Origin of the sequence: Micromonospora orduensis (assembly GCF_006228125.1) — a bacterium.
Classification (GTDB): Bacteria; Actinomycetota; Actinomycetes; order Mycobacteriales; family Micromonosporaceae; genus Micromonospora; species Micromonospora orduensis.
On sequence record NZ_VDFY01000159.1, the window covers coordinates 1 to 18,016 of the forward strand.

Here is an 18,016-nt window from a genome sequence, read left to right on the forward strand (position 1 = left end):
CACCCACCCGCCCCGGAGGCGTCGTCGCCAGTGCGCTGCTCAACCTGATCTCGCCGCTGGTCTCCTTCCCGGCGGGGGACCGGCTCGTCGACCGCATCACCCACGGCGTGGCCGGTCGTGGCGCTCCCGGCTCGGCGGCGTCCACTCTCCAGTACGCCCGCCGGCCGGTGCCGCCCGCGACCTCGATCAAGGACACCATCCTCGCTGTCACCGACAAGCGGTTCCTCGTCTGCGCGTCCGGGCCGGTCAAGCTCTGGTCGAGCCGGGCCGACGACGAGCGGGCGGCAGCCGAGACGACGATCGTCTGGTCGGCGCCCCGGGCCGAGGTCGCCGCCGCCCGGGTCGGTTGGCACCGGCTCAACCCGAAGCGACTCCGGGTCGATTTCACTGACGGCTCGTGGTTGGCCTTCACCGTGCCGATCGCCGACTCCGGCACGCCACTGCGCGAGATCGCCGCCGCTCTGAGCGCCCGCTGACCTCAGCCGTCACGGGGCTCGGCGAGCAGTGGCGCGGGCAGGGGCTCCTGGTGCAGCACCGACAGCCGCGAGACGGCGCGGGTGAGCACCACGTACAGGCGGTGCAGCCCGCGCGGTTCGGCCGCGACGATCGCGGCCGGCTCGACCACCACCACGTGGTCGTACTCCAGGCCCTTGACCAGCGTCGCGGGCACCACCGTGACGCGCTCCGCGGCCGTCACGTCGTCGGCGGTCGCGGTCACGACCCCGGCGGCGGCCAGCGCCGCGCGCAGCCCGTCGACGGCGTCGTCCGCGGCGATCACGCCGACCGAGCCGTCGTGCGCCAGGGCCGCGTGCACCTCGGCCACCGTCGCCGAGGTCAGGTCGGTCACCGTACGCACGGCCAGGCCGCCGTCGCGGCGCAGCGACTCGGCAGGCGGTACGTCCACGGCGAGCGCCGGCAGCAGGAGGTTGGCGAACGCGACAACCGCCGCGGGCACCCGGAATCCGACAGTCAGCGGAACCACCACGGCGTCCGGCTTGCCCAGGTGGGCAAGGGATTGCGCCCAGTCCGTGGCGGCCCACGGCGCGGTGCCCTGGGCCAGGTCACCGAGGAGGGTGATCGAGCCGTGCTCGCTGCGGCGGGCGATGGCCCGACACTGCATCGGGGAGAGGTCCTGCGCCTCGTCCACCACGACGTGCCCGAACCCGGAGGGTCGTTCGAGCAGCCCGGCCGCCTCGTCGAGCAGCACCGTGTCGGCGGCGGTCCAGCGGGTCGCCTTGGGGGTGCGTGCCGGCTTCGCCCAGATGAGCAGCGCCTGCTCGTCGTCGGTGAGCAGGCCGTCCGCCGCGGCGGCGAGCCGGGCCGGGTCGGAGAGCAGGCCGTGCGCCAAGCCTTCCGGGGTGAGCGCCGGCCAGACCGCGTCCAGGAAGTCGAGCACCGGCCGGCACCGGCCCATCCGGCGCAGCCAGGCGTCGCTTGGCGACTCCGCCCGCCGCGCCTCGGCCTGCCGTTGCAGCAGGCTCACCACCCGCGCCCGGACCCGCTCCCGGCCGGTGCCGTACGGCAGCCCCTCCCGGCGGGTCTCCTGGACGATTCGGTGCAGCGGCTCCACGCCGATCCGCCACCGGAACGAGCCGTCCGACACGGTGATCGAGTCCGTCGGCGTACCGATGTGTGCCTGCGCCGCGCGGTGCAGCACGCTCGCCATCCGCGCGTCGTGCTTGAGTGCGGCGACCGCCGGCGGCTCCACCGCCCGGACCGGCACCCGCGCGATCAGCTCCTCCACCGTCGCCTGCTCGACCTCGACCTCGCCGAGCGCCGGCAGCACCGCCGCGATGTACGACAGGAACGCCCGGTTGGGTCCCACGATCAGCACGCCGGCCCGCCGCAGCCGCTCCCGGTGCAGGTAGAGCAGGTACGCGGCCCGGTGCAGACCAACCGCCGTCTTCCCGGTGCCCGGCGCCCCCTGCACACAGATCGAGTCGGCCAGGTCGGCCCGGACCAGCTCGTCCTGCTCCGGCTGGATGGTCGCGACGATGTCCCGCATCGGCCCGACGCGCGGCCGCTCGATTTCGGCGGTGAGGATCCGACTGGTCGTACCCAGCTCCTCGCCCCGATCCAGCCGCTCATCCTCGAAGCTGGTCAGCACCCCGTTGCTGAACCCGAACCGCCGCCGGACCGCCACCCCCTGCGGATCCCGGGCGCTGGCCCGGTAGAACGACCGGGAGACCGGCGCCCGCCAGTCCAGCACCAACGGTTCGCCGAGCTCGTCGGTGACGTGCCGCCGCCCCACGTGGTACCGCCGACCGTCGTGATCGCTGGTGCTGGTGCTGTCATCGCCCGTCTCCTCCGCCCGCGGTGTCCCGGCGAAGTCGAGGCGGCCGAAGAACAGCGGCGTGGTCGGGTCGTCGGCTAGTTCGGCGACCCGGCGGGCCAGCGTGCGGCCGAGGGTCTCCGCGGCGTACGCGTCGCCGGCGACCTGGTCACCTGTCGAGAACAGGGCTTCGGCCCGCTCCCGCATCCGCCGCAGCGCCGCCCGCGACGTGTCCAGGTGTGCGCGCTCGGCGGCCAGGTCCGCGTCGAGGGGGGTGCCGTCCAGGTGGGTGTCAAGGTCAAGTGCGGGCATGCTGACGTCCCATCGTTCACATCTGCTGCTCGCTCGCGTGTCCGGGGGCGGATGGCCGGCCGCCCGGCGCGGGGACGTCCGTTCCGGTGCAGCTCACCTCGGCCGTCAAGCAAGCCTGCAACCCTACGCCCTTTCGGCCGCCCCTTCCATCGAATTACCGAAGCAACCACCCCTTCGTGATGGCGTGGCGCGGCCGTGGGCGGGCGGGCCCCGGGCGTGGGGTGGTCTTGGGCGGGCAGGCCCGGGCGTGGCGGGCCGGACCCTCGGGCGCGGCTCGTTCCGGTCGCGGCTCGTTCTGGGGGCGCGGCTCGTTTCGGGCGTGGCGTGGCGCTGGGTGGAGGCGTGCCCGGCCCGGCTCGCGCTCCGAGGAGAAGGCAGCTTCGTGAGCTCAGCAGCGCCGGTGGTAGAGGTTGCGGCGTGGGGTGCGGAGCGGGTCGAGCCAGCCGGGTGGGAGGAATTCGGGCTGGCCGTCCGGTGCGATGCGGACCGTCCAGTCGCCCTGGTGGAGAAGCCGGTGGTGATGCCCGCAGAGCAGGACGGCGTTGCCGAGCGCCGTCGCGCCACCGTCGGCCCAGTGTCGGACGTGGTGACCGTCGCACCACCGGGGTGGTCGGTCGCAGCCGGGGAAGGCGCAACCGCCGTCGCGCAGCACCAGCGCGCGTCGCAGGGGACCGGTGAAGAGTCGGCGCTGACGCCCGACGTCCAGGATCTGACTGTTGTCGCCCAGCACTGCCGGGAGCACCGAGGCGTCGCAGGCGAGGCGGCGGACCGCGCCCGGTGTGAGGCGCGCGCCGGTCTCCAGGGTGCCCGGGTGTACGCCGTTGAGCAGCGCGTCCAGCGACATGGTGACCACCAGTTGCGGCCGGTCGCCGCCGTTGTCGGGCAGAGTGCCGGTGCGTAGTGCCAGCCGGCAGATCTCACCGAGCGCGTCCGCCCGACGCTGGCCGGGACTGCGGTCGTCGTGCTCACCCGTCGGGGCGCAGAACGGATCGATCGCCTCGCGCAGCAGGCTCGCGGTTTCGGTGTCGAGGTTGCCGCTGAGGCGTACCTGCCCGTCCTTGGGCTCGGAGAGGGTGACGTGCCGGCGGGCCTCGGCCCGCTCGGTGGCCCGTTCGAGGGCGGTCAGCTCGGCCCGGTCGGCCAGCTCGGGTGCGACGTGCGTGAGGATGCGCTCGCCGAGACGGCTCAGGATGGTCGGGTCGAAGCGGTCGGCCCAAGCGATCAACAGCTCGGTGGCCTTGTCCGCCACCTCCGGGCCGACCTCGACCGGCAGGGCCGCGATCGTCTCCGCCACGACCCGGCCCTGCTCGACGGTGATGGTGCCGTTGAGCAGGGCCGCGCGGACCGGTGGTGGCGCGGCGTCGATCGTGGTGGCGAGCTGAACCATCTGGCGGGCCGATCGGCCCGAGAGTCGGAGCCGTTCCCGCAGCCAGACGGCGGTCGACGCGGCACCCCGGGAGACCGCGAGGCCACGGGCGTCCAGCTCACGCACGAGACCGAGCTGAACGGTCGCCAGCCGCTGCGCCACCGCGTGTGCCGCGTCGATCGATGCGAGCAACTCGTCGTCGGAAAGCGCCCACGAAGCGGCTTCGGCGCAGTCGTCGACGGCACCGCCCGCCTGCGCCAACGCCCCCAACATGGACCGACAATAGAACAGGTGTACGACACTTTTGCCCTGAAGATCAGGGCGCTGTCGAGAGTGCCGTCCAGGTCACCAGGGGACGACGCCCTCGTCGTCGAAGAAGCCGCCGCGCGGCCCGTCATCCGGGCAGGATGGCGAGCTTGATCGCGATCGCGGCACCCTGCTCGGGCGTCCGGGGCGCGTTGAACCCGGTGAAGTCGGTCGCGACGTAGCCGGGCAGGCGGCGTTCACGATGACGTTCATGTCGGTGAGTCGGCGGCCGGGCTGCACAGCGAAGCGTTGGCTGCGCCGACGGGCTGAGGACTCGGGCTGGTGGCGGCGCGGATGCGGGCTTGGCCACTCCGGGGCGGCCCGCCGAGCCCCGCCGGAACGCCGGGGATACGGTCGGGTCATGGCTGAGCGCATCGCACGCCCGCGAGTAGGGCACATCCAGTTCCTGAACTGCCTGCCGATCTACTGGGGCCTGATGCGCTCGGGTGCCCTTCTCGACGTCGACCTGCACAAGGACTCGCCGGACCGGTTGAGCGCGGCGCTTGTCGCCGGTGACCTCGACATCGGCCCGATCACGCTGATGGAGTATCTGCGGCACGCCGACGAGCTGCTCCTCCTGCCGGACCTGGCGGTGGGCAGCGACGGGCCGGTGCTCTCGGTCAACCTGGTCTCGACCAGGCCCCTCGCCGAGCTGGACGGTGCGAAGGTGGCGCTCGGCTCGACGTCCCGCACCGGCGTGATGCTGGCCCAGCTGCTGCTCGCCGAGCGGTACAACGTGCGGCCCGACTACTTCCGCTGCCCACCGGACCTGACCCAGATGCTGCTGGAGGCCGACGCCGGTGTGCTGATCGGGGACGTGGCGCTGCGGGCGCTCTACGACGCGCCGAAGCGCGGCCTCACGGTGACCGACCTCGGTCAGGCGTGGCGGGAGTGGAGCGGGCTGCCGATGGTCTTCGCCGTCTGGGCGGTTCGCCGCGATTTCGCCGCCGCCCATCCGGGCCTGGTCAAGGAGGTCCACGAGGCTTTCCTGCGCTCGCGTGACCTGTGCCTGGCCGAGCTGGACCAGGTCGCCGAGGCGGCGGCGCGTTGGGAGACGTTCGACGCCGCGACGCTTGCCACGTACTTCCGGACCCTTGACTTCTCGCTGGGCGACCGGCAGGTCGCCGGGCTGCGAGAGTTCGCCCGGCGGGTCGCGGCGCTCGGGGAGGTCCCGGAGCTGCCGGACGGCGGCCCCGAGTTCTTCGCCGGCTGAACCGGCGGGCACGCCAGCCGGCGCAGCCGGCCCGGCTGGCGCTGAGCTGCGGGTCAGGTGCTGGGGCGGAGCAGCGCCTCGGTGATCTTCTCGCAGTTCTTCATGCCGTAGTCGTAGCCCATGTTGATCGGGTACTTGACCATCACGCCCATCGTCCAGGTATCGCCGATGGCCAGGCAGTTGATGTGCATCTCCTGCTCCCTGGTCCGGTCGATCCACCCGTTCTTGATGGCGATCTGCTTCTGCTCGGCGGCCGGGAACGCCTTGCGGATGCCGAAGTCACCCGCGCCGCGCACCAGCTTCATCTCGTTGAGCAGCCACTTGGTCCACTTCGGGCCGGCGGCCGTGCCGGTGGCGATGCAGTTGCCCAGACGGGCGGTGTCGCGCGGGGAGAGCGCGGTCCGGGACCAGCCCTTGTCGGGGGCGACGCTGCTGTCGGTCAGCTTGCACATGGAGATCAGTCGTTCGATCGAGGCGTCCCGGCCAACCGTGTTGTAGAACTGCTCGGCGCGGGTGTTGTCGCTGTCCCGGATGATCCGCGTCGCGTCGGCGAGCTTCGCATCGCTCGGCGTCTGACCGCTGTCGGCCGCGCGGCGCAGGTAGTCGGCGACGATCCAGGACTTGATCATCGAGGCGGTGGTGCTGGTCTCGCCCATGTTCTTCGAACCGATGATCTTTCCGGTCCGGCGGTCGAGCACACTCCAGGAGTACCAGCCCTCGATGTCGAGCTTGAGGTCCTTCGCCACGAACGGCAGCGGCTCCAGCGACGGGCTGGGGCTGGGCGACGGCGCGGCCGGCTGGCGGGCGCTGCGGTCGGTGGCCGTACCGGTGGACCGGCCGGCTGGCGTACCGGAATCACCCCACCGGGCGGCGGCGGACGACTCGAACGGCGACCCGGGCAGCAGCCGCAGCGACACCAGCACCAGCCCGATCAGGATGATCGCGATGGCGATCAACCGAAGCGGAGACGCCTCGCCACCCCGCCGGTCGGCCCGACGGTTGCCGGCCATCAGAGCTTCCCGACCGGCTGCTGCGGCACCTTCAGCGCGGCGCCCGGCTGCGGGGTGACCAACTGGGTGGCGACGCTGGCGCAGACCTGCGCGCCGTAGTCCAGTCCACTCCTGATCGGGTAGCGCAGCATCACCGCGAGGCTCCACTTGCCGTTGACGGCCAGGCAGTTGACATGCCAGTTGCCGTCGTAGTTGATCGGGGTCCAGCCGTTCTTCATGCTGACCGGGCCCTGGGCGGTGATCGACTTGGGTAGGCCGTCGATGATCCCCCATCGGCCTCCGCCCGAGCTGGCCTTCTGGTCCTTGGCCGCGGTGGTGCCTCTGACCTTGCTCATCTGATCGAGCACCCACTTGGTCCACTTCGGGCCGGCGGCCTTGCCGTCGGCGATGCAGTCGCCGAGACGGACGGCGTCCCGGGGGGACATCCGGGTGAAGCTCCAGTAGCCGGTGTACGGCTTGATGTTGCCGCGCTTGGTGTCGGTCAGCCCACAGATCTTGATCGCCCGCTGGATCACCGCGTCGGGCGTGCTGCTGGTCGAGGCCCGGTACGAGCCACCGGCGGCGGCGTGGACCTTGTTGGCCGCGCCGTCGTTGCTGTCGATGATGGCGAGCCGGGACGCCTCCTTCAGCGCCGCGGGCGGCTCCTTGTCACCGAGCTGCCGTAGGTAGTCGGAGACGATCCACGCCTTGATCATCGACTCGGTGGAGCTGGTCGAGGTCATGTTGGGCGATCCGGAGATCTTGCCGGTCTGCCGGTCCATCAGCGCCCATGAGAAGAATTCGCCCTTGAAGCTCACCGATACCGGACCGGCCGCCAGGGTGGGCGGCGGTGGCGGGGTGGGTGCGGGCGCGGCGACGGTCGAGGCGGCGCCGCCGCCTCCGCCTCCGCTGGTGCCGTCGGCCAGTCGGGCGTACGCGGTGGGGACCAGAAGGACGCCACCGAGCAGGACCGCCGCGACGGCGAGCACCATGGTCACGCGAGATCGCATGAGTTGGGTGAGCTCCAGATGTCAGGGCCGGGGGACCGGCTTGTTGTCCGGGGCGATCGGTGCGATCGCCGAGGCCGGGGGAGGTGGCCTCTGTGGAGACGGCGATTCTGGGCAGCCGATCGATGTGACCGGCAGAAGTCTACGTCCGGACCGGCGGCTCGCCAGAACCCGACACCTGGCAACTTGCAATGAAGACGGAATATCGGGACGGTATGCGGCTTCTGCGAGGGCTCTTCTCTTCGTCGTGAGCTAGCTCATAGCGTGGTGGGTCGCGCAACGTGAGGAAATACCGCCTGTTCGTGACCGAAGGTGACTCCGGTTTCCTGTTACACCCCCTGGTGCATCAAGGCGCAAGCTGTAACACTTGTCCTCATGTATGGCAACGACTTCTCCGCGCCGGCGGACGCCCCGGACGACCCGCCCGGCGGCGGCCTGCTGGGTGAGGTCGAGGCGGCCGAGGCGGACCTACGCGCGGCCGCCGCGCGCGAGCGGCGCGGCGGGCCCGCGCCGGACGAGGACCTGGCCGCGTACTTCGCCGACGTGGTGGGGGCCGAGCAGAAGATCGAGCCGCGCGACTGGATGCCCGAGGCGTACCGCCGCACGCTGATCCGGCAGATCGCCCAGCACGCCCACTCCGAGATCATCGGCATGCAGCCGGAGGGCAACTGGATCAGCCGGGCGCCGTCGCTCAAGCGCAAGGCGATCCTGCTGGCCAAGGTGCAGGACGAGGCGGGCCACGGGCTCTACCTGTACGCCGCCGCCGAGACCCTGGGCATCAGCCGCGACGAGCTGGTCCAACTGCTCCTCGACGGGAAGCAGAAGTACAGCTCCATCTTCAACTACCCCACCCTGACCTGGGCCGACGTGGGCGCGATCGGTTGGCTGGTGGACGGCGCGGCGATCGTCAACCAGGTGCCGCTGTGCCGCTGCTCCTACGGCCCGTACGCGCGGGCGATGATCCGGGTCTGCAAGGAGGAGTCGTTCCACCAGCGCCAGGGCTACGAGATCCTGCACACCCTCGCGCACGGCACCCCGGCGCAGCAGGCCATGGCCCAGGACTCGGTGGACCGCTGGTGGTATCCGTCGCTGGCCATGTTCGGCCCGCCGGACGGCGACTCCACGCACTCCGCCCAGTCGATGGCCTGGAAGATCAAGCGTTTCTCGAACGACGACCTGCGACAGCGCTTCGTCGACATGTGCGTCGGGCAGGCCGAGGTGCTCGGGTTGCGCATTCCCGATGACGACCTGCGCTGGAACGAGGAGCGGCAGGCGTACGACTACACCCAGCCGGACTACGACGAGCTGATGCGGGTGATCTCCGGCAACGGGCCGTGCAACCGGGAGCGGATGGCGCATCGGCGGGCCGCCCACGCCGACGGCGCATGGGTACGCGAGGCCGCCGCGGCGTACGCCGCGAAGCGGGCGCAGAACAGGGAGAAGGTTGCCGCGTGAGTACCGAACACTCGCCGCTGTGGGAGGTCTTCGTGCGCGCCCGGCGCGGGCTGTCGCACACCCACGTCGGCAGTCTGCACGCCCCCGACGCCGAGCTGGCCCTGCGCAACGCCCGGGACCTCTACACCCGACGGCAGGAGGGCGTGTCGATCTGGGTGGTGCCGGCCGGCGCGATCACCGCGTCCAGCCCGGACGAGAAGGACGCCTTCTTCGACCCGGCCGCCGACAAGGTCTACCGCCACCCCACGTTCTACGAGGTGCCGGACGGGGTGGCCCACCTGTGAGCGAGCGGAGCGAGCGAACCAGCCAGCTCAGCAGCGGGGCGCTTCGCGTCGCCGCCGAGCGTAGCGAGGTGGTGGCGGGAAGCGAGCGGAGCGAGCGAACCAGCCAGCTCAGCAACGCGGCGCTTCGCGCCGCCGCCGAGCGCAGCGAGGTGGCGGCGTGAACGGGCCCTTCGACTTCGCTCTCGGCCTCGGTGACGACGCGTTGGTCGCCGCGCAGCGGCTGGCCGAGTGGACCACCAGGGCACCGGAGATGGAAGAGGACATCGCGCTTGCCAACATCGCCCTCGACCAGCTCGGCGCGGCGCGCCTGCTGCTGTCGTACGCGGGTGAGCTGGAGGGCGCCGGCCGCGACGAGGACGCCCTGGCGTACCTGCGCGACGACCGCGAGTTCCGCAACGCGCTAGTGGTCGAGCTGCCCAACGGCGACTTCGCGGTGACGATGGCGAAGCTGTTCTTCCTGGCCGCGTACCAGCTCCCGCTCTACACGGCGCTGGCCGGCTGTTCGGACGAGCGGCTGGCCGCGATCGGCGCGAAGGCACGCAAGGAGTCGGCGTACCACCTGGACCACGGCGCGCTGTGGGTGAAGCGGCTCGGCGACGGCACCGAGGAGTCGCACCGCCGGATGCAGTCGGCCGTCGACGAGGTGTGGCCGTACACCCATGAGCTGTTCACCGCGGACCCGGCGGCGCCTGTCGACCCGGCGAGCCTGCGGCCGGCGTTCGACGAGACCGTCGACCCGGTGCTGGCCGAGGCGACGCTCACCCGGCCGCAGAGCGCCTGGGCGCCGGCCGGCGGCCGGACCGGCGTGCACACCGAGCACCTGTCCTACCTGCTGGCCGAGATGCAGGTGCTGCACCGCGCCCATCCCGGGGCGACGTGGTGAACCCCAGGGACGCGGCCGCGTTGGTGGTGGACCCGGAGATTCGGGTGATCACCATCGACGAGCTGGGCATCCTGCGGGCGGTCGAGGAGGACCCGGCCAGTGGCCGGGTCACCGTCACCATCACCCCGACCTACACCGGCTGCCCGGCGATGGACGTGATCCGGGCCGACATCCGGCGGGCGCTCGCCGCCGCCGGCCACGCCGACGCGGAGGTCCGGACCGTCTACAGCCCACCGTGGAGCACCGACTGGATCTCCGAGGGTGGGCGGGCCAAGCTCGCCGCCGCCGGGATCGCCCCGCCGGAACCGGTACGCGCTCCCGGCGTCGTGTCGTTGACCCTCGCGGTCCGGTGCCCGCAGTGCGGCTCGCCGGAGACCGAGCAGGTCAGCCGGTTCGGCTCGACCGCCTGCAAGGCGCTGTGGCGTTGCCGCTCCTGCTCCGAACCCTTCGACCACCTGAAGGCACTGTGACAGTCACCATCACCCGGCCGGTCCGCCGCCGGCCGGTCTTCCACCCGCTGTCCGTCGCCGCCGTCGACCGGCTCACCGACGACTCCGTGGCGGTCACCTTCGCCGTACCCGAGGAACTGCGGGAGACCTTCGCGTTCCGTGCGGGCCAGCACCTCACCGTGCGGCGCGTGACCGACGACGGCGAGGACGTGCGCCGGTCGTACTCGATCTGCTCCACCCCGGACGACCTGACCCGGCACGGCCGGTTGCGGATCGGGGTGCGGGAGGTCCCCGGCGGCGCCTTCTCGGCGTTCGCCTGCGGGGCGCTGCGTGGCGGCGACACGGTCGAGGTGCTGCCGCCGCTGGGCACCTTCACCACGGCGTTCGCGCCGGACCGGGTGCGGCACTACGGCGCGGTCGTCGCCGGCTCCGGCATCACGCCGGTGCTCGGGCTGGTCGCGACCGCCCTGGCCGTCGAGCCGGCCAGCACCTTCACAGTGGTGTACGGCAACCGCACGGCGAACACGGTGATGTTCGCCGAGGAACTGGCCGACCTGAAGGACCGCTACCCCACCCGGCTGCACCTGGTGCACGTGCTGTCCCGGGAGCAGGGCGAGTCGCCGCTGCTCTCCGGTCGGATCGACGCCGAGCGGCTGAGCCGTCTGCTGGACACGATCGTGCCGGGCGACCTGATCGAGGAGTGGTTCCTCTGCGGCCCGTACGGCATGGTGGTCGACGTCCGGGACGTGCTGACCGCACGCGGGCTGCCCGAGTCGGCGGTGCGCACCGAGCTGTTCCACGTCGACACGCCGCCGGAGCCGGTGCGCCGACCCGTCGACCAGGCGGGCGCCGGGGCCGAGGTGACCATCGTGTTGGACGGAAGGTCGTCGAGCTTCACCATGGGCCGCGAGGAGCGGGTGCTGGACGCCGCGCTGAAGGTGCGCGGCGAGCTGCCGTACGCCTGCAAGGGCGGCGTCTGCTCGACCTGTAAGGCGAAGGTCGTCGACGGGGCGGTCACGATGGCCCGCAACTACGCCCTGGAGCCCGACGAGCTGGCCGCCGGCTACGTCCTGACCTGCCAGTCCAGCCCGACCACCGACAAGCTCACGGTCGACTACGACGCATGACGACCGTCGGCACGGCCTGGCGACCTGCCGACAGCCGCGATTATCTGCCGGCGCCTGTCGTCCTTCTCCTTGTGGAAGTGGATACGGCGCTGTCCAGGAAGAATCAGGTCGCGAATGGCTCGGCGGGCCGCGCCCACGTCCGCCGGGAGCACGACGGCGGCCGCGACGAGAGGCCCTCGCTCCTTTGTCTCGTCCACGAAGACGTGCGCACCCATGGAACGTGGACCTTCCTGTGCATGGTGAGCTCGGTCACGCGGTGACGATGTCCCGGATCCGATCGAGTCTCTGCTGGGGCGTCAATGCGGCCAGATTCTTGGTGCCGATGGTGTCCAGCTCCGCTCGAACGTCGCAGCCGTCGGGTTGGAGCACGGCGTCTATCACTCGTGCCCGCGGCCCACCGTCCCGAACGTAGATCCAGACCGTCTGCCACTGGCGTGGCTCGGTGTTGTGCTCAGCGTCGAGTCGCTCCGGAGGGAAGAAGCCGAGGCCCGTCGCCCTGAGCGTTTCGCCGATCTCCGCCAACACCCACCGGCCGAGCTTCCGGTAGCCCAACTCGTCCCGTAACTCACCGAGGGTTGCTTCCGTTAGCCCGCCGTCGGCCCTGCATCGCGCCGCAATACCCGGAGCAGTGTCGGGTTCGCTCATGTCCCGCCTCCCTCAAGCCACAGGCCCGAAACAGAATTTTCGCGCTCGTAATCTAACTTGTCAATGAGGGCAGAATCTTTTATTCTGATCTTGAAGATATGGTGGGCCTCCGGTGAGGTCACACCGGCCTCCCCGGCCCGGCGGGACCGATCCGGCGCGACGTACGCTCGGGGTGTGACGGTGAGCCGGGAGATCGACGACATCCTGCAGCGCGGCGCGGACGGCGGGCGGATCACGCCCGAGGAGGCCCTGCTGCTCTACACCGAGGCGCCCTTCCACGCGCTGGGCGAGGCGGCGGACGCGGTGCGCCGGCGGCGCTACCCGGACAACGTCGTCACCTACCTGATCGATCGCAACATCAACTACACGAACGTCTGCGTGACGGCGTGCAAGTTCTGCGCCTTCTACCGCGCGCCCAAGCACAAGGAAGGGTGGACCCACCCGACCGAGGAGATCCTGCGCCGGTGCGGCGAGGCGGTCGAGCTGGGCGCGACCCAGGTGATGCTCCAGGGCGGGCACCACCCGGACTACGGCGTGGAGTACTACGAGGAGCTGTTCTCCTCGGTCAAGCAGGCGTACCCGCAGCTGGTCATCCACTCGATCGGCCCGAGCGAGATCCTGCACATGGCCAAGGTGTCCGGGGTCAGCCTGGACGAGGCCATCGCGCGCATCAAGGCCGCCGGTCTGGACTCGATCGCGGGCGCCGGCGCGGAGATGCTGCCGGAGCGGCCGCGTAGGGCCATCGCGCCGCTCAAGGAGTCGGGCGAGCGCTGGCTGGAGGTCATGGAGCTGGCCCACCGGCAGGGCATCGAATCGACCGCCACCATGATGATGGGCACCGGCGAGACGCACGCCGAGCGGATCGAGCACCTGCGCATGATCCGTGACGTGCAGGACCGCACCCGCGGTTTCCGGTCGTTCATCCCGTGGACGTACCAGCCGGAGAACAACCACCTCAAGGGCCGCACCCAGGCGACCACGCTTGAGTACCTGCGCCTCGTCGCGGTGGCCCGACTGTTCTTCGAGACCGTCCCGCACCTGCAGGCGTCCTGGCTGACCACCGGCAAGGACGTCGGGCAGCTCTCCCTGCACATGGGCGTGGACGACCTCGGCTCGATCATGCTGGAGGAGAACGTGATCTCCTCCGCCGGTGCGCGGCACCGCTCCAACCTGCACGAGCTGATCGGCATGATCCGCTCGGCGGACCGGATCCCCGCGCAGCGGGACACGCTCTACAACCGGCTCGCCGTGCACCACACGCCGGCCGACGACCCGACCGACGAGCGGGTGGTCTCGCACTTCTCCTCGATCGCCCTGCCGGGTGGTGGGGCGGGCAGGTCGCTGCCGCTGGTGGAGGTCAACTGACCCGGCCGTTCGGCTGACCAAGGCTCGTGCTCCCGCCCGACCACGGTGGCCGGTACGGGTGGTCCCGGCCGTCGCAAGTCCGGCTGTCCCGTCCGGGGCTGGTGGAGATGATCGTCGGCGGCTAGCGTCCCGGCTCGTATCCGTCGCCACCGTGGATCGGCGAAATCGGCATGGTCCTGCTGCTGGCGGATGGTCTGATGGTCCTGGTCGGGGCTGTCCTCCATCGGCCCGTGAGGGTCGTCCACATAACGCACGGCGGTACGGGCGGGATGGGTGACCATCCCGCCCGAACCGTCTCCTCGGTCCGGACCGGACGGACGAAAGTGGCGTCCGCCGCTGGCGTGGGAGATCGACCTCCGATAACGTCCGCTCGGTTCCGCAACCACCCGATCTTCCCTATCCCCCGGGGGACTGATGACAGCGTTCCACCGCTCGGCGCTGGCTCGTGCCGGCGTCGTGGCCCTGCTGGCGGCCGGTGGCCTGGCCACCGTCGCCGCCCCGGCGCACGCCGCCGAAACGGCCGAGATCAGCCTGATTCCGATCAGTACGACCCTTGCCAAGGGTGTCGACGCAGCGCGCGCGAAGCCGTTCAAGTTCACCGTGACCAACTCCGGCTCCGCCGACGCCAAGGACGTCGTCGTCCGGGTGGACACCCGTGAGTTGAAGCGCAAGCGGGTCGGCCTGGTCCCTCCCGCCGACTGCGTGCTGAGCACCCCTGGCATCTACAGCTGTCCCCTCGGCGATCTGCCGGCCGGCACCAGCGAGGACTTCGGTATCCCGCTCCTCAGCACGGGCGGCCGTGGCAACGGCGGGGTGCTGGGCGTCGAGGTCAGCACGGTGACGCCGCAGAACAACGTCGAGGACGACACCGTCGAGGTGCCGATCACCGTCGCGAAACCCGGTTACGACCTGACCGCCTGGGTGCAGGATGTGCAGGCCAACGTCGTGGTCAACGGCGCGGTCATCGACGAGCCCAATCTCAAGCCGGTCCCCCGTGGGGCGACGGTGCCGCTCGACTGGGCCGTCTACAACGACGGCAGCCGCAAGGCGACAGGCGTCTTCTTCGGCCTGACCCTGCCGGTGGGCGTCACCTTCGCGAAGAAGCCACAGGGCTGCCTCGAGCAGGTGTACCTGGGCAAGCAGCAACTGTTCTGCGAGGACGCCGGCGCGGTCGTCAAGCCCGGGCAGTACTACACCGCTGACGTCCAGGTGAAGGTCGGCGACGGCGTGACCGAGCCGGTGCTGCACGAGGGTGATCTCTTCGCGTACGGGTTGGACGCCGCCGAGGGGCAGCCGGAGGAGGAGCCGAAGGTGGCCACCTCCGCGCAGCGCAAGACCTTCACGGAGGTCGACGTGCTGGACAACCACACGACCTTCGAGGCGTTCGTCGACCTCCGCGCCCAGCCGACCCCGACGCCCACGCCGACCGCGACGCCGACCCCCGGCGGGACGACGACGCCGGGCGCTACCACCTCGCCGACCACGGGCGGCGGCGGTGCCGGCGGCGGAGGACTGCCGGTGACCGGTGTGCAGGCTGGCCTGATCGGCGGCATCGGCGGTCTGATCCTGCTCGTGGGTGGGGCGCTGCTGGTGCTCTCCCGCCGGCGCAAGGTCGTCCTGGTCACCCCGGGCGACGAGAAGTCGACCGACTGACGTAGCAGCGACGCGAGGGCGGGGTGGACGACCACCCCGCCCTTTCGCGTCCCCGAACGGGCCGCGCCGGTCCCGCGCCCGCGGGGGTACGCGGACCCAGCGGCCGACGGTCCGAGCGTGGCTGGCAGAGTGGAGGGGTGAGCCGTACCCCGCAGGGCCAGCGAGCCAGCCTGGACAAGCAGCCGCACGAGGTCGCCGCGATGTTCGACGGCGTGGCGGAGCGTTACGACCTGACCAACACCGTGCTCTCCTTCGGCCAGGATCGTTCCTGGCGTCGGTCCACCCGGGCGGCGCTCGGGTTGCGACCGGGCGAGCGGGTGCTGGACGTGGGCGCGGGCACCGGCGTCTCGACGCAGGAGCTGGCGCAGTCCGGGGCGTACGCGGTGGGCGCGGACCTGTCGCTGGGCATGCTGTACGCGGGCAAGCGCGCCCGCCCCCAGGTGCCGTTGCTGGCCGGTGACGCGCTCCGGCTGCCGTTCGCGGATGCCAGCTTCGACGCGGTGACCATCTCGTTCGCGCTGCGCAACGTCAACGACACCGACGCGGCCCTGCGCGAGCTGGCCCGGGTGACCCGGCCCGGTGGGCGGCTGGTGGTGTGCGAGTTCAGCACTCCGGTCAACCCGGCCTTCCGGACGGTGTACCTGTCGTACCTGATGCGGTCCCTGCCCGCGGTGGCCCGCACGGTCTCCAGCAACCCGGAGGCGTACGTGTACCTGGCCGAGTCGATCCGAGCCTGGCCGGACCAGGCCGCCCTCGCCGGGCGGGTCGCCGCGGCCGGCTGGGGTCGGGTGGCGTGGCGCAACCTGACCGGCGGCGTGGTCGCCCTGCACCGGGGCATCCGCGAGTAGGGGTCCGCCACTCGGGCTTGGATAATTCGTGAATATCCGGCTTTAGTCCACTTTGCCCCGTACGCTCGTCCGCATGACCGGAGCAGACCGGGCCGACCCGGTGGCCGCGACCGACGACGACGCTGCCGAACTCATCGCGCAGCTCCGCGCGCTGGCCGGCGCCGACCCGGCGGAGGTCCGGCAGGTGGTCGCCGAGGTGCTGGCCGCGCTGGACCGGGCGGCCGGAGGCGCGCTGCGCGAGCACCTGCCGGAGGCCATCCGCGTCGACGCGGGCCTGGACGCGCCCAGCCCGGCCTGACACCCGACTGCTGTGGACGGTCCTCGACTGTCACATCGGCGAGTTAGGTACCCCTGATCCTGCGCAGGTATGACGCCGGTCATACACTCGTCCCGTCTGGCTTGTGAAGCATTTCACGAGCGTGCGGGAGGAGGCGCGAATGACCGCGGTGGAACATGACGCCGACGTCATCGTCGTGGGCGCCGGTCCCGGTGGATCGGCGACGGCGTACCACCTGGCCCGGCACGGCGTACGGGTGCTGCTGTTGGAGAAGACCGAGTTCCCCCGGGAGAAGGTCTGCGGCGACGGGTTGACCCCGCGCGCCGTGCGCCAGCTCATCCGGATGGGTGTGGACACCTCACCCGAGGCTGGCTGGCTGCACAACCGGGGCCTGCGGGTCATCGGCGGCGGCGTACGCCTGGAACTGGACTGGCCGGAGCTGGCGAGCTTCCCCAACTACGGGCTGGTGCGCACCCGACTGGACTTCGACGACCTGCTCGCCCAGCGGGCGGTGGCCGCCGGCGCCAAGCTGCGCACCAACGTCAACGTGCTGGGCCCCGTGCTCGACGGCGACGGCCGGGTGACCGGGGTCGAGGCGGAGGTGGGGCCCGGCAAGGAGCCGGCGACCTTCCACGCGCCGCTGGTCGTGGCGGCCGACGGGGTCTCCGGTCGGTTCCCGCTCGCGCTCGGGCTGGCCAAGCGGGAGGACCGGCCGATCGGCGTGGCCGTCCGCCGCTACTACCGCTCCCCGGTCAAGCACGACGACAACTACCTGGAGTCGTGGCTGGAGCTGCGCAGCAAGGACAGCGGCGACAACCTGCTGCCCGGGTACGGCTGGATCTTCGGGCTCGGTGACGGGCGGGTGAACGTCGGCCTCGGCGTGCTCAACTCGTCCTCCGCGTTCGGCAAGACCAACTACCGCCGGCTGCTCACCGACTGGCTCGCCAACACCCCCGCCGACTGGGGGATGACCGACGAGACAAACGCCGACGGCCCGATCCTCGGCGCCGCTCTGCCGATGGGCTTCAACCGGGTGCCGCACTACACCCGCGGCGTCATGCTGGTCGGTGACTCCGGCGGCATGGTCAACCCGTTCAACGGTGAGGGCATCGCGTACGCGATGGAGTCCGGTGAACTGGCGGCGGAGGTCGCGGTGCAGGCTCTCGCGCGGCCGGCCGGGCCGGAGCGCGAACGGGCGCTGATGGCGTACCCGAACGAGCTGAAGGCCCGCCTCGGCGGCTACTACCGACTCGGTGGCATTTTCGTAAAGCTGATCGGCCGTCCGGAGATCATGCGGATCGCCACGAAGCACGGTATGCCGCACCCCACGCTGATGCGTTTCGTACTCAAGCTGCTGGCCAATCTGACCGACCCCCGTGGCGGGGACGCGATGGACCGGGTCATCAATGCGATGACGAAGGCCGCGCCAGCTGTGTAAGTAGGACGGCGTCGGTGCTGGTCACAGCCCCGACGCCGACAAAGATCGACCCCCGCCGGCAGCCACCGCGAGGGACGTGAATAGTGTGATTTTCGTCAAGCACCGAGGGCAGGGAAGGACGAGCAGG

Annotated in this window: 19 protein-coding genes; 14 read left to right on the forward strand and 5 right to left on the reverse strand. The window is 71.2% G+C overall.

Annotated features, from left to right (window positions below; translation table 11 throughout):
* Positions 1-476, forward strand: a 476-nt coding sequence (locus FHG89_RS32995; protein ID WP_167517438.1) for a hypothetical protein, incomplete at its 5' end; no start/stop codon positions are given.
* 2 nt (positions 477-478) lie between these two features.
* On the opposite strand, the gene FHG89_RS15890 is transcribed toward FHG89_RS32995, so the two are convergent.
* Entirely contained in the window at positions 479-2,584 is a 2,106-nt protein-coding gene (locus FHG89_RS15890; RefSeq protein WP_139585169.1) for a HelD family protein, read from the reverse strand.
* A gap of 388 nt (positions 2,585-2,972) precedes the next feature.
* A complete protein-coding gene (locus FHG89_RS15895; protein ID WP_139585170.1) occupies positions 2,973-4,223 on the reverse strand; it encodes an HNH endonuclease signature motif containing protein in 1,251 nt (416 codons plus the stop codon).
* 394 nt (positions 4,224-4,617) lie between these two features.
* Here FHG89_RS15895 and FHG89_RS15905 point away from each other — a divergent pair, with 394 nt between their 5' ends.
* A complete protein-coding gene (locus FHG89_RS15905) occupies positions 4,618-5,469 on the forward strand; it encodes a menaquinone biosynthetic enzyme MqnA/MqnD family protein (RefSeq protein ID WP_139585171.1) in 852 nt (283 codons plus the stop codon).
* A gap of 53 nt (positions 5,470-5,522) precedes the next feature.
* Here the strand turns inward: FHG89_RS15905 and FHG89_RS15910 are convergent, their stop codons facing one another.
* Entirely contained in the window at positions 5,523-6,479 is a 957-nt protein-coding gene (locus FHG89_RS15910; RefSeq protein ID WP_139585172.1) for a serine hydrolase, read from the reverse strand.
* Complete coding sequence (locus FHG89_RS15915; RefSeq protein ID WP_139585173.1) at positions 6,479-7,468, reverse strand: serine hydrolase; 990 nt, start codon at positions 7,466-7,468, stop codon at positions 6,479-6,481. The genes FHG89_RS15910 and FHG89_RS15915 overlap by 1 nt, the downstream gene beginning before the upstream one ends.
* A 372-nt stretch (positions 7,469-7,840) precedes the next feature.
* On the opposite strand from FHG89_RS15915, the gene paaA reads away from it, so the two are divergent.
* The 7 genes from paaA to FHG89_RS15945 are packed head-to-tail and all read left to right on the forward strand — an operon-like array spanning position 7,841 to position 11,923.
* On the forward strand, positions 7,841-8,920 hold the full coding sequence (paaA, locus tag FHG89_RS15920; RefSeq protein ID WP_139585174.1) for a 1,2-phenylacetyl-CoA epoxidase subunit PaaA: 1,080 nt from the start codon (positions 7,841-7,843) through the stop codon (positions 8,918-8,920).
* A complete protein-coding gene (paaB, locus tag FHG89_RS15925; RefSeq protein WP_139585175.1) occupies positions 8,917-9,204 on the forward strand; it encodes a 1,2-phenylacetyl-CoA epoxidase subunit PaaB in 288 nt (95 codons plus the stop codon). Before paaA ends, paaB begins: the two co-directional genes overlap by 4 nt.
* Positions 9,201-9,365, forward strand: a complete 165-nt coding sequence (locus FHG89_RS33000) for a hypothetical protein (RefSeq protein WP_167517439.1) — start codon at positions 9,201-9,203, stop codon at positions 9,363-9,365. Before paaB ends, FHG89_RS33000 begins: the two co-directional genes overlap by 4 nt.
* A complete protein-coding gene (gene paaC, locus FHG89_RS15930) occupies positions 9,362-10,087 on the forward strand; it encodes a 1,2-phenylacetyl-CoA epoxidase subunit PaaC (RefSeq protein WP_139585176.1) in 726 nt (241 codons plus the stop codon). The genes FHG89_RS33000 and paaC overlap by 4 nt, the downstream gene beginning before the upstream one ends.
* Positions 10,081-10,557 carry a 1,2-phenylacetyl-CoA epoxidase subunit PaaD gene (gene paaD, locus FHG89_RS15935; RefSeq protein WP_139585177.1) on the forward strand — a complete coding sequence of 159 codons (477 nt, stop codon included), beginning with the start codon at positions 10,081-10,083 and terminating at the stop codon, positions 10,555-10,557. The genes paaC and paaD overlap by 7 nt, the downstream gene beginning before the upstream one ends.
* The gene (gene paaE / locus FHG89_RS15940) at positions 10,554-11,663 is read left to right on the forward strand and encodes a 1,2-phenylacetyl-CoA epoxidase subunit PaaE (RefSeq protein ID WP_139585178.1); all 1,110 of its coding nucleotides are present in this window, start codon (positions 10,554-10,556) and stop codon (positions 11,661-11,663) included. The genes paaD and paaE overlap by 4 nt, the downstream gene beginning before the upstream one ends.
* Complete coding sequence (locus FHG89_RS15945; protein WP_139585179.1) at positions 11,660-11,923, forward strand: hypothetical protein; 264 nt, start codon at positions 11,660-11,662, stop codon at positions 11,921-11,923. Before paaE ends, FHG89_RS15945 begins: the two co-directional genes overlap by 4 nt.
* On the opposite strand, the gene FHG89_RS15950 is transcribed toward FHG89_RS15945, so the two are convergent.
* Positions 11,913-12,308: a hypothetical protein gene (locus tag FHG89_RS15950; protein ID WP_139585180.1), complete on the reverse strand. Its 396-nt coding sequence runs from the start codon at positions 12,306-12,308 to the stop codon at positions 11,913-11,915. The two genes, FHG89_RS15945 and FHG89_RS15950, sit on opposite strands and share 11 nt — an antisense overlap.
* Before the next feature lie 174 nt (positions 12,309-12,482).
* Between FHG89_RS15950 and mqnC the strand changes: the two genes are divergently transcribed.
* From mqnC to FHG89_RS15975, 5 genes are all read left to right on the forward strand, one after another.
* Entirely contained in the window at positions 12,483-13,673 is a 1,191-nt protein-coding gene (gene mqnC, locus FHG89_RS15955; protein ID WP_139585181.1) for a cyclic dehypoxanthinyl futalosine synthase, read from the forward strand.
* 414 nt (positions 13,674-14,087) lie between these two features.
* Complete coding sequence (locus FHG89_RS15960; protein WP_139585182.1) at positions 14,088-15,326, forward strand: LPXTG cell wall anchor domain-containing protein; 1,239 nt, start codon at positions 14,088-14,090, stop codon at positions 15,324-15,326.
* 137 nt (positions 15,327-15,463) lie between these two features.
* Entirely contained in the window at positions 15,464-16,174 is a 711-nt protein-coding gene (locus tag FHG89_RS15965) for a demethylmenaquinone methyltransferase (RefSeq protein WP_139585183.1), read from the forward strand.
* A gap of 73 nt (positions 16,175-16,247) precedes the next feature.
* Positions 16,248-16,472, forward strand: coding sequence for a hypothetical protein (locus FHG89_RS15970; RefSeq protein ID WP_139585184.1), 225 nt, complete (start codon positions 16,248-16,250; stop codon positions 16,470-16,472).
* A 139-nt stretch (positions 16,473-16,611) separates the two neighbouring features.
* The gene (locus FHG89_RS15975) at positions 16,612-17,889 is read left to right on the forward strand and encodes a geranylgeranyl reductase family protein (protein WP_139585185.1); all 1,278 of its coding nucleotides are present in this window, start codon (positions 16,612-16,614) and stop codon (positions 17,887-17,889) included.
* The last annotated feature ends 127 nt before the right edge of the window (positions 17,890-18,016 follow it).

Excerpts from the sequence above, each read along its gene's own strand:
- FHG89_RS15915 (WP_139585173.1), bottom strand. The coding sequence starts at position 7,468 with ATGCGATCTCGCGTGACCATGGTGCTCGCCGTCGCGGCGGTCCTGCTC.
- FHG89_RS15975 (WP_139585185.1), top strand. The coding sequence starts at position 16,612 with ATGACCGCGGTGGAACATGACGCCGACGTCATCGTCGTGGGCGCCGGT.
- paaA (WP_139585174.1), top strand. The coding sequence starts at position 7,841 with ATGTATGGCAACGACTTCTCCGCGCCGGCGGACGCCCCGGACGACCCG.
- FHG89_RS15970 (WP_139585184.1), top strand. The coding sequence starts at position 16,248 with ATGACCGGAGCAGACCGGGCCGACCCGGTGGCCGCGACCGACGACGAC.
- FHG89_RS15910 (WP_139585172.1), bottom strand. The coding sequence starts at position 6,479 with ATGGCCGGCAACCGTCGGGCCGACCGGCGGGGTGGCGAGGCGTCTCCG.
- FHG89_RS15890 (WP_139585169.1), bottom strand. The coding sequence starts at position 2,584 with ATGCCCGCACTTGACCTTGACACCCACCTGGACGGCACCCCCCTCGAC.
- FHG89_RS15945 (WP_139585179.1), top strand. The coding sequence starts at position 11,660 with ATGACGACCGTCGGCACGGCCTGGCGACCTGCCGACAGCCGCGATTAT.
- FHG89_RS15960 (WP_139585182.1), top strand. The coding sequence starts at position 14,088 with ATGACAGCGTTCCACCGCTCGGCGCTGGCTCGTGCCGGCGTCGTGGCC.
- FHG89_RS15895 (WP_139585170.1), bottom strand. The coding sequence starts at position 4,223 with ATGTTGGGGGCGTTGGCGCAGGCGGGCGGTGCCGTCGACGACTGCGCC.
- FHG89_RS15905 (WP_139585171.1), top strand. The coding sequence starts at position 4,618 with ATGGCTGAGCGCATCGCACGCCCGCGAGTAGGGCACATCCAGTTCCTG.
- FHG89_RS15950 (WP_139585180.1), bottom strand. The coding sequence starts at position 12,308 with ATGAGCGAACCCGACACTGCTCCGGGTATTGCGGCGCGATGCAGGGCC.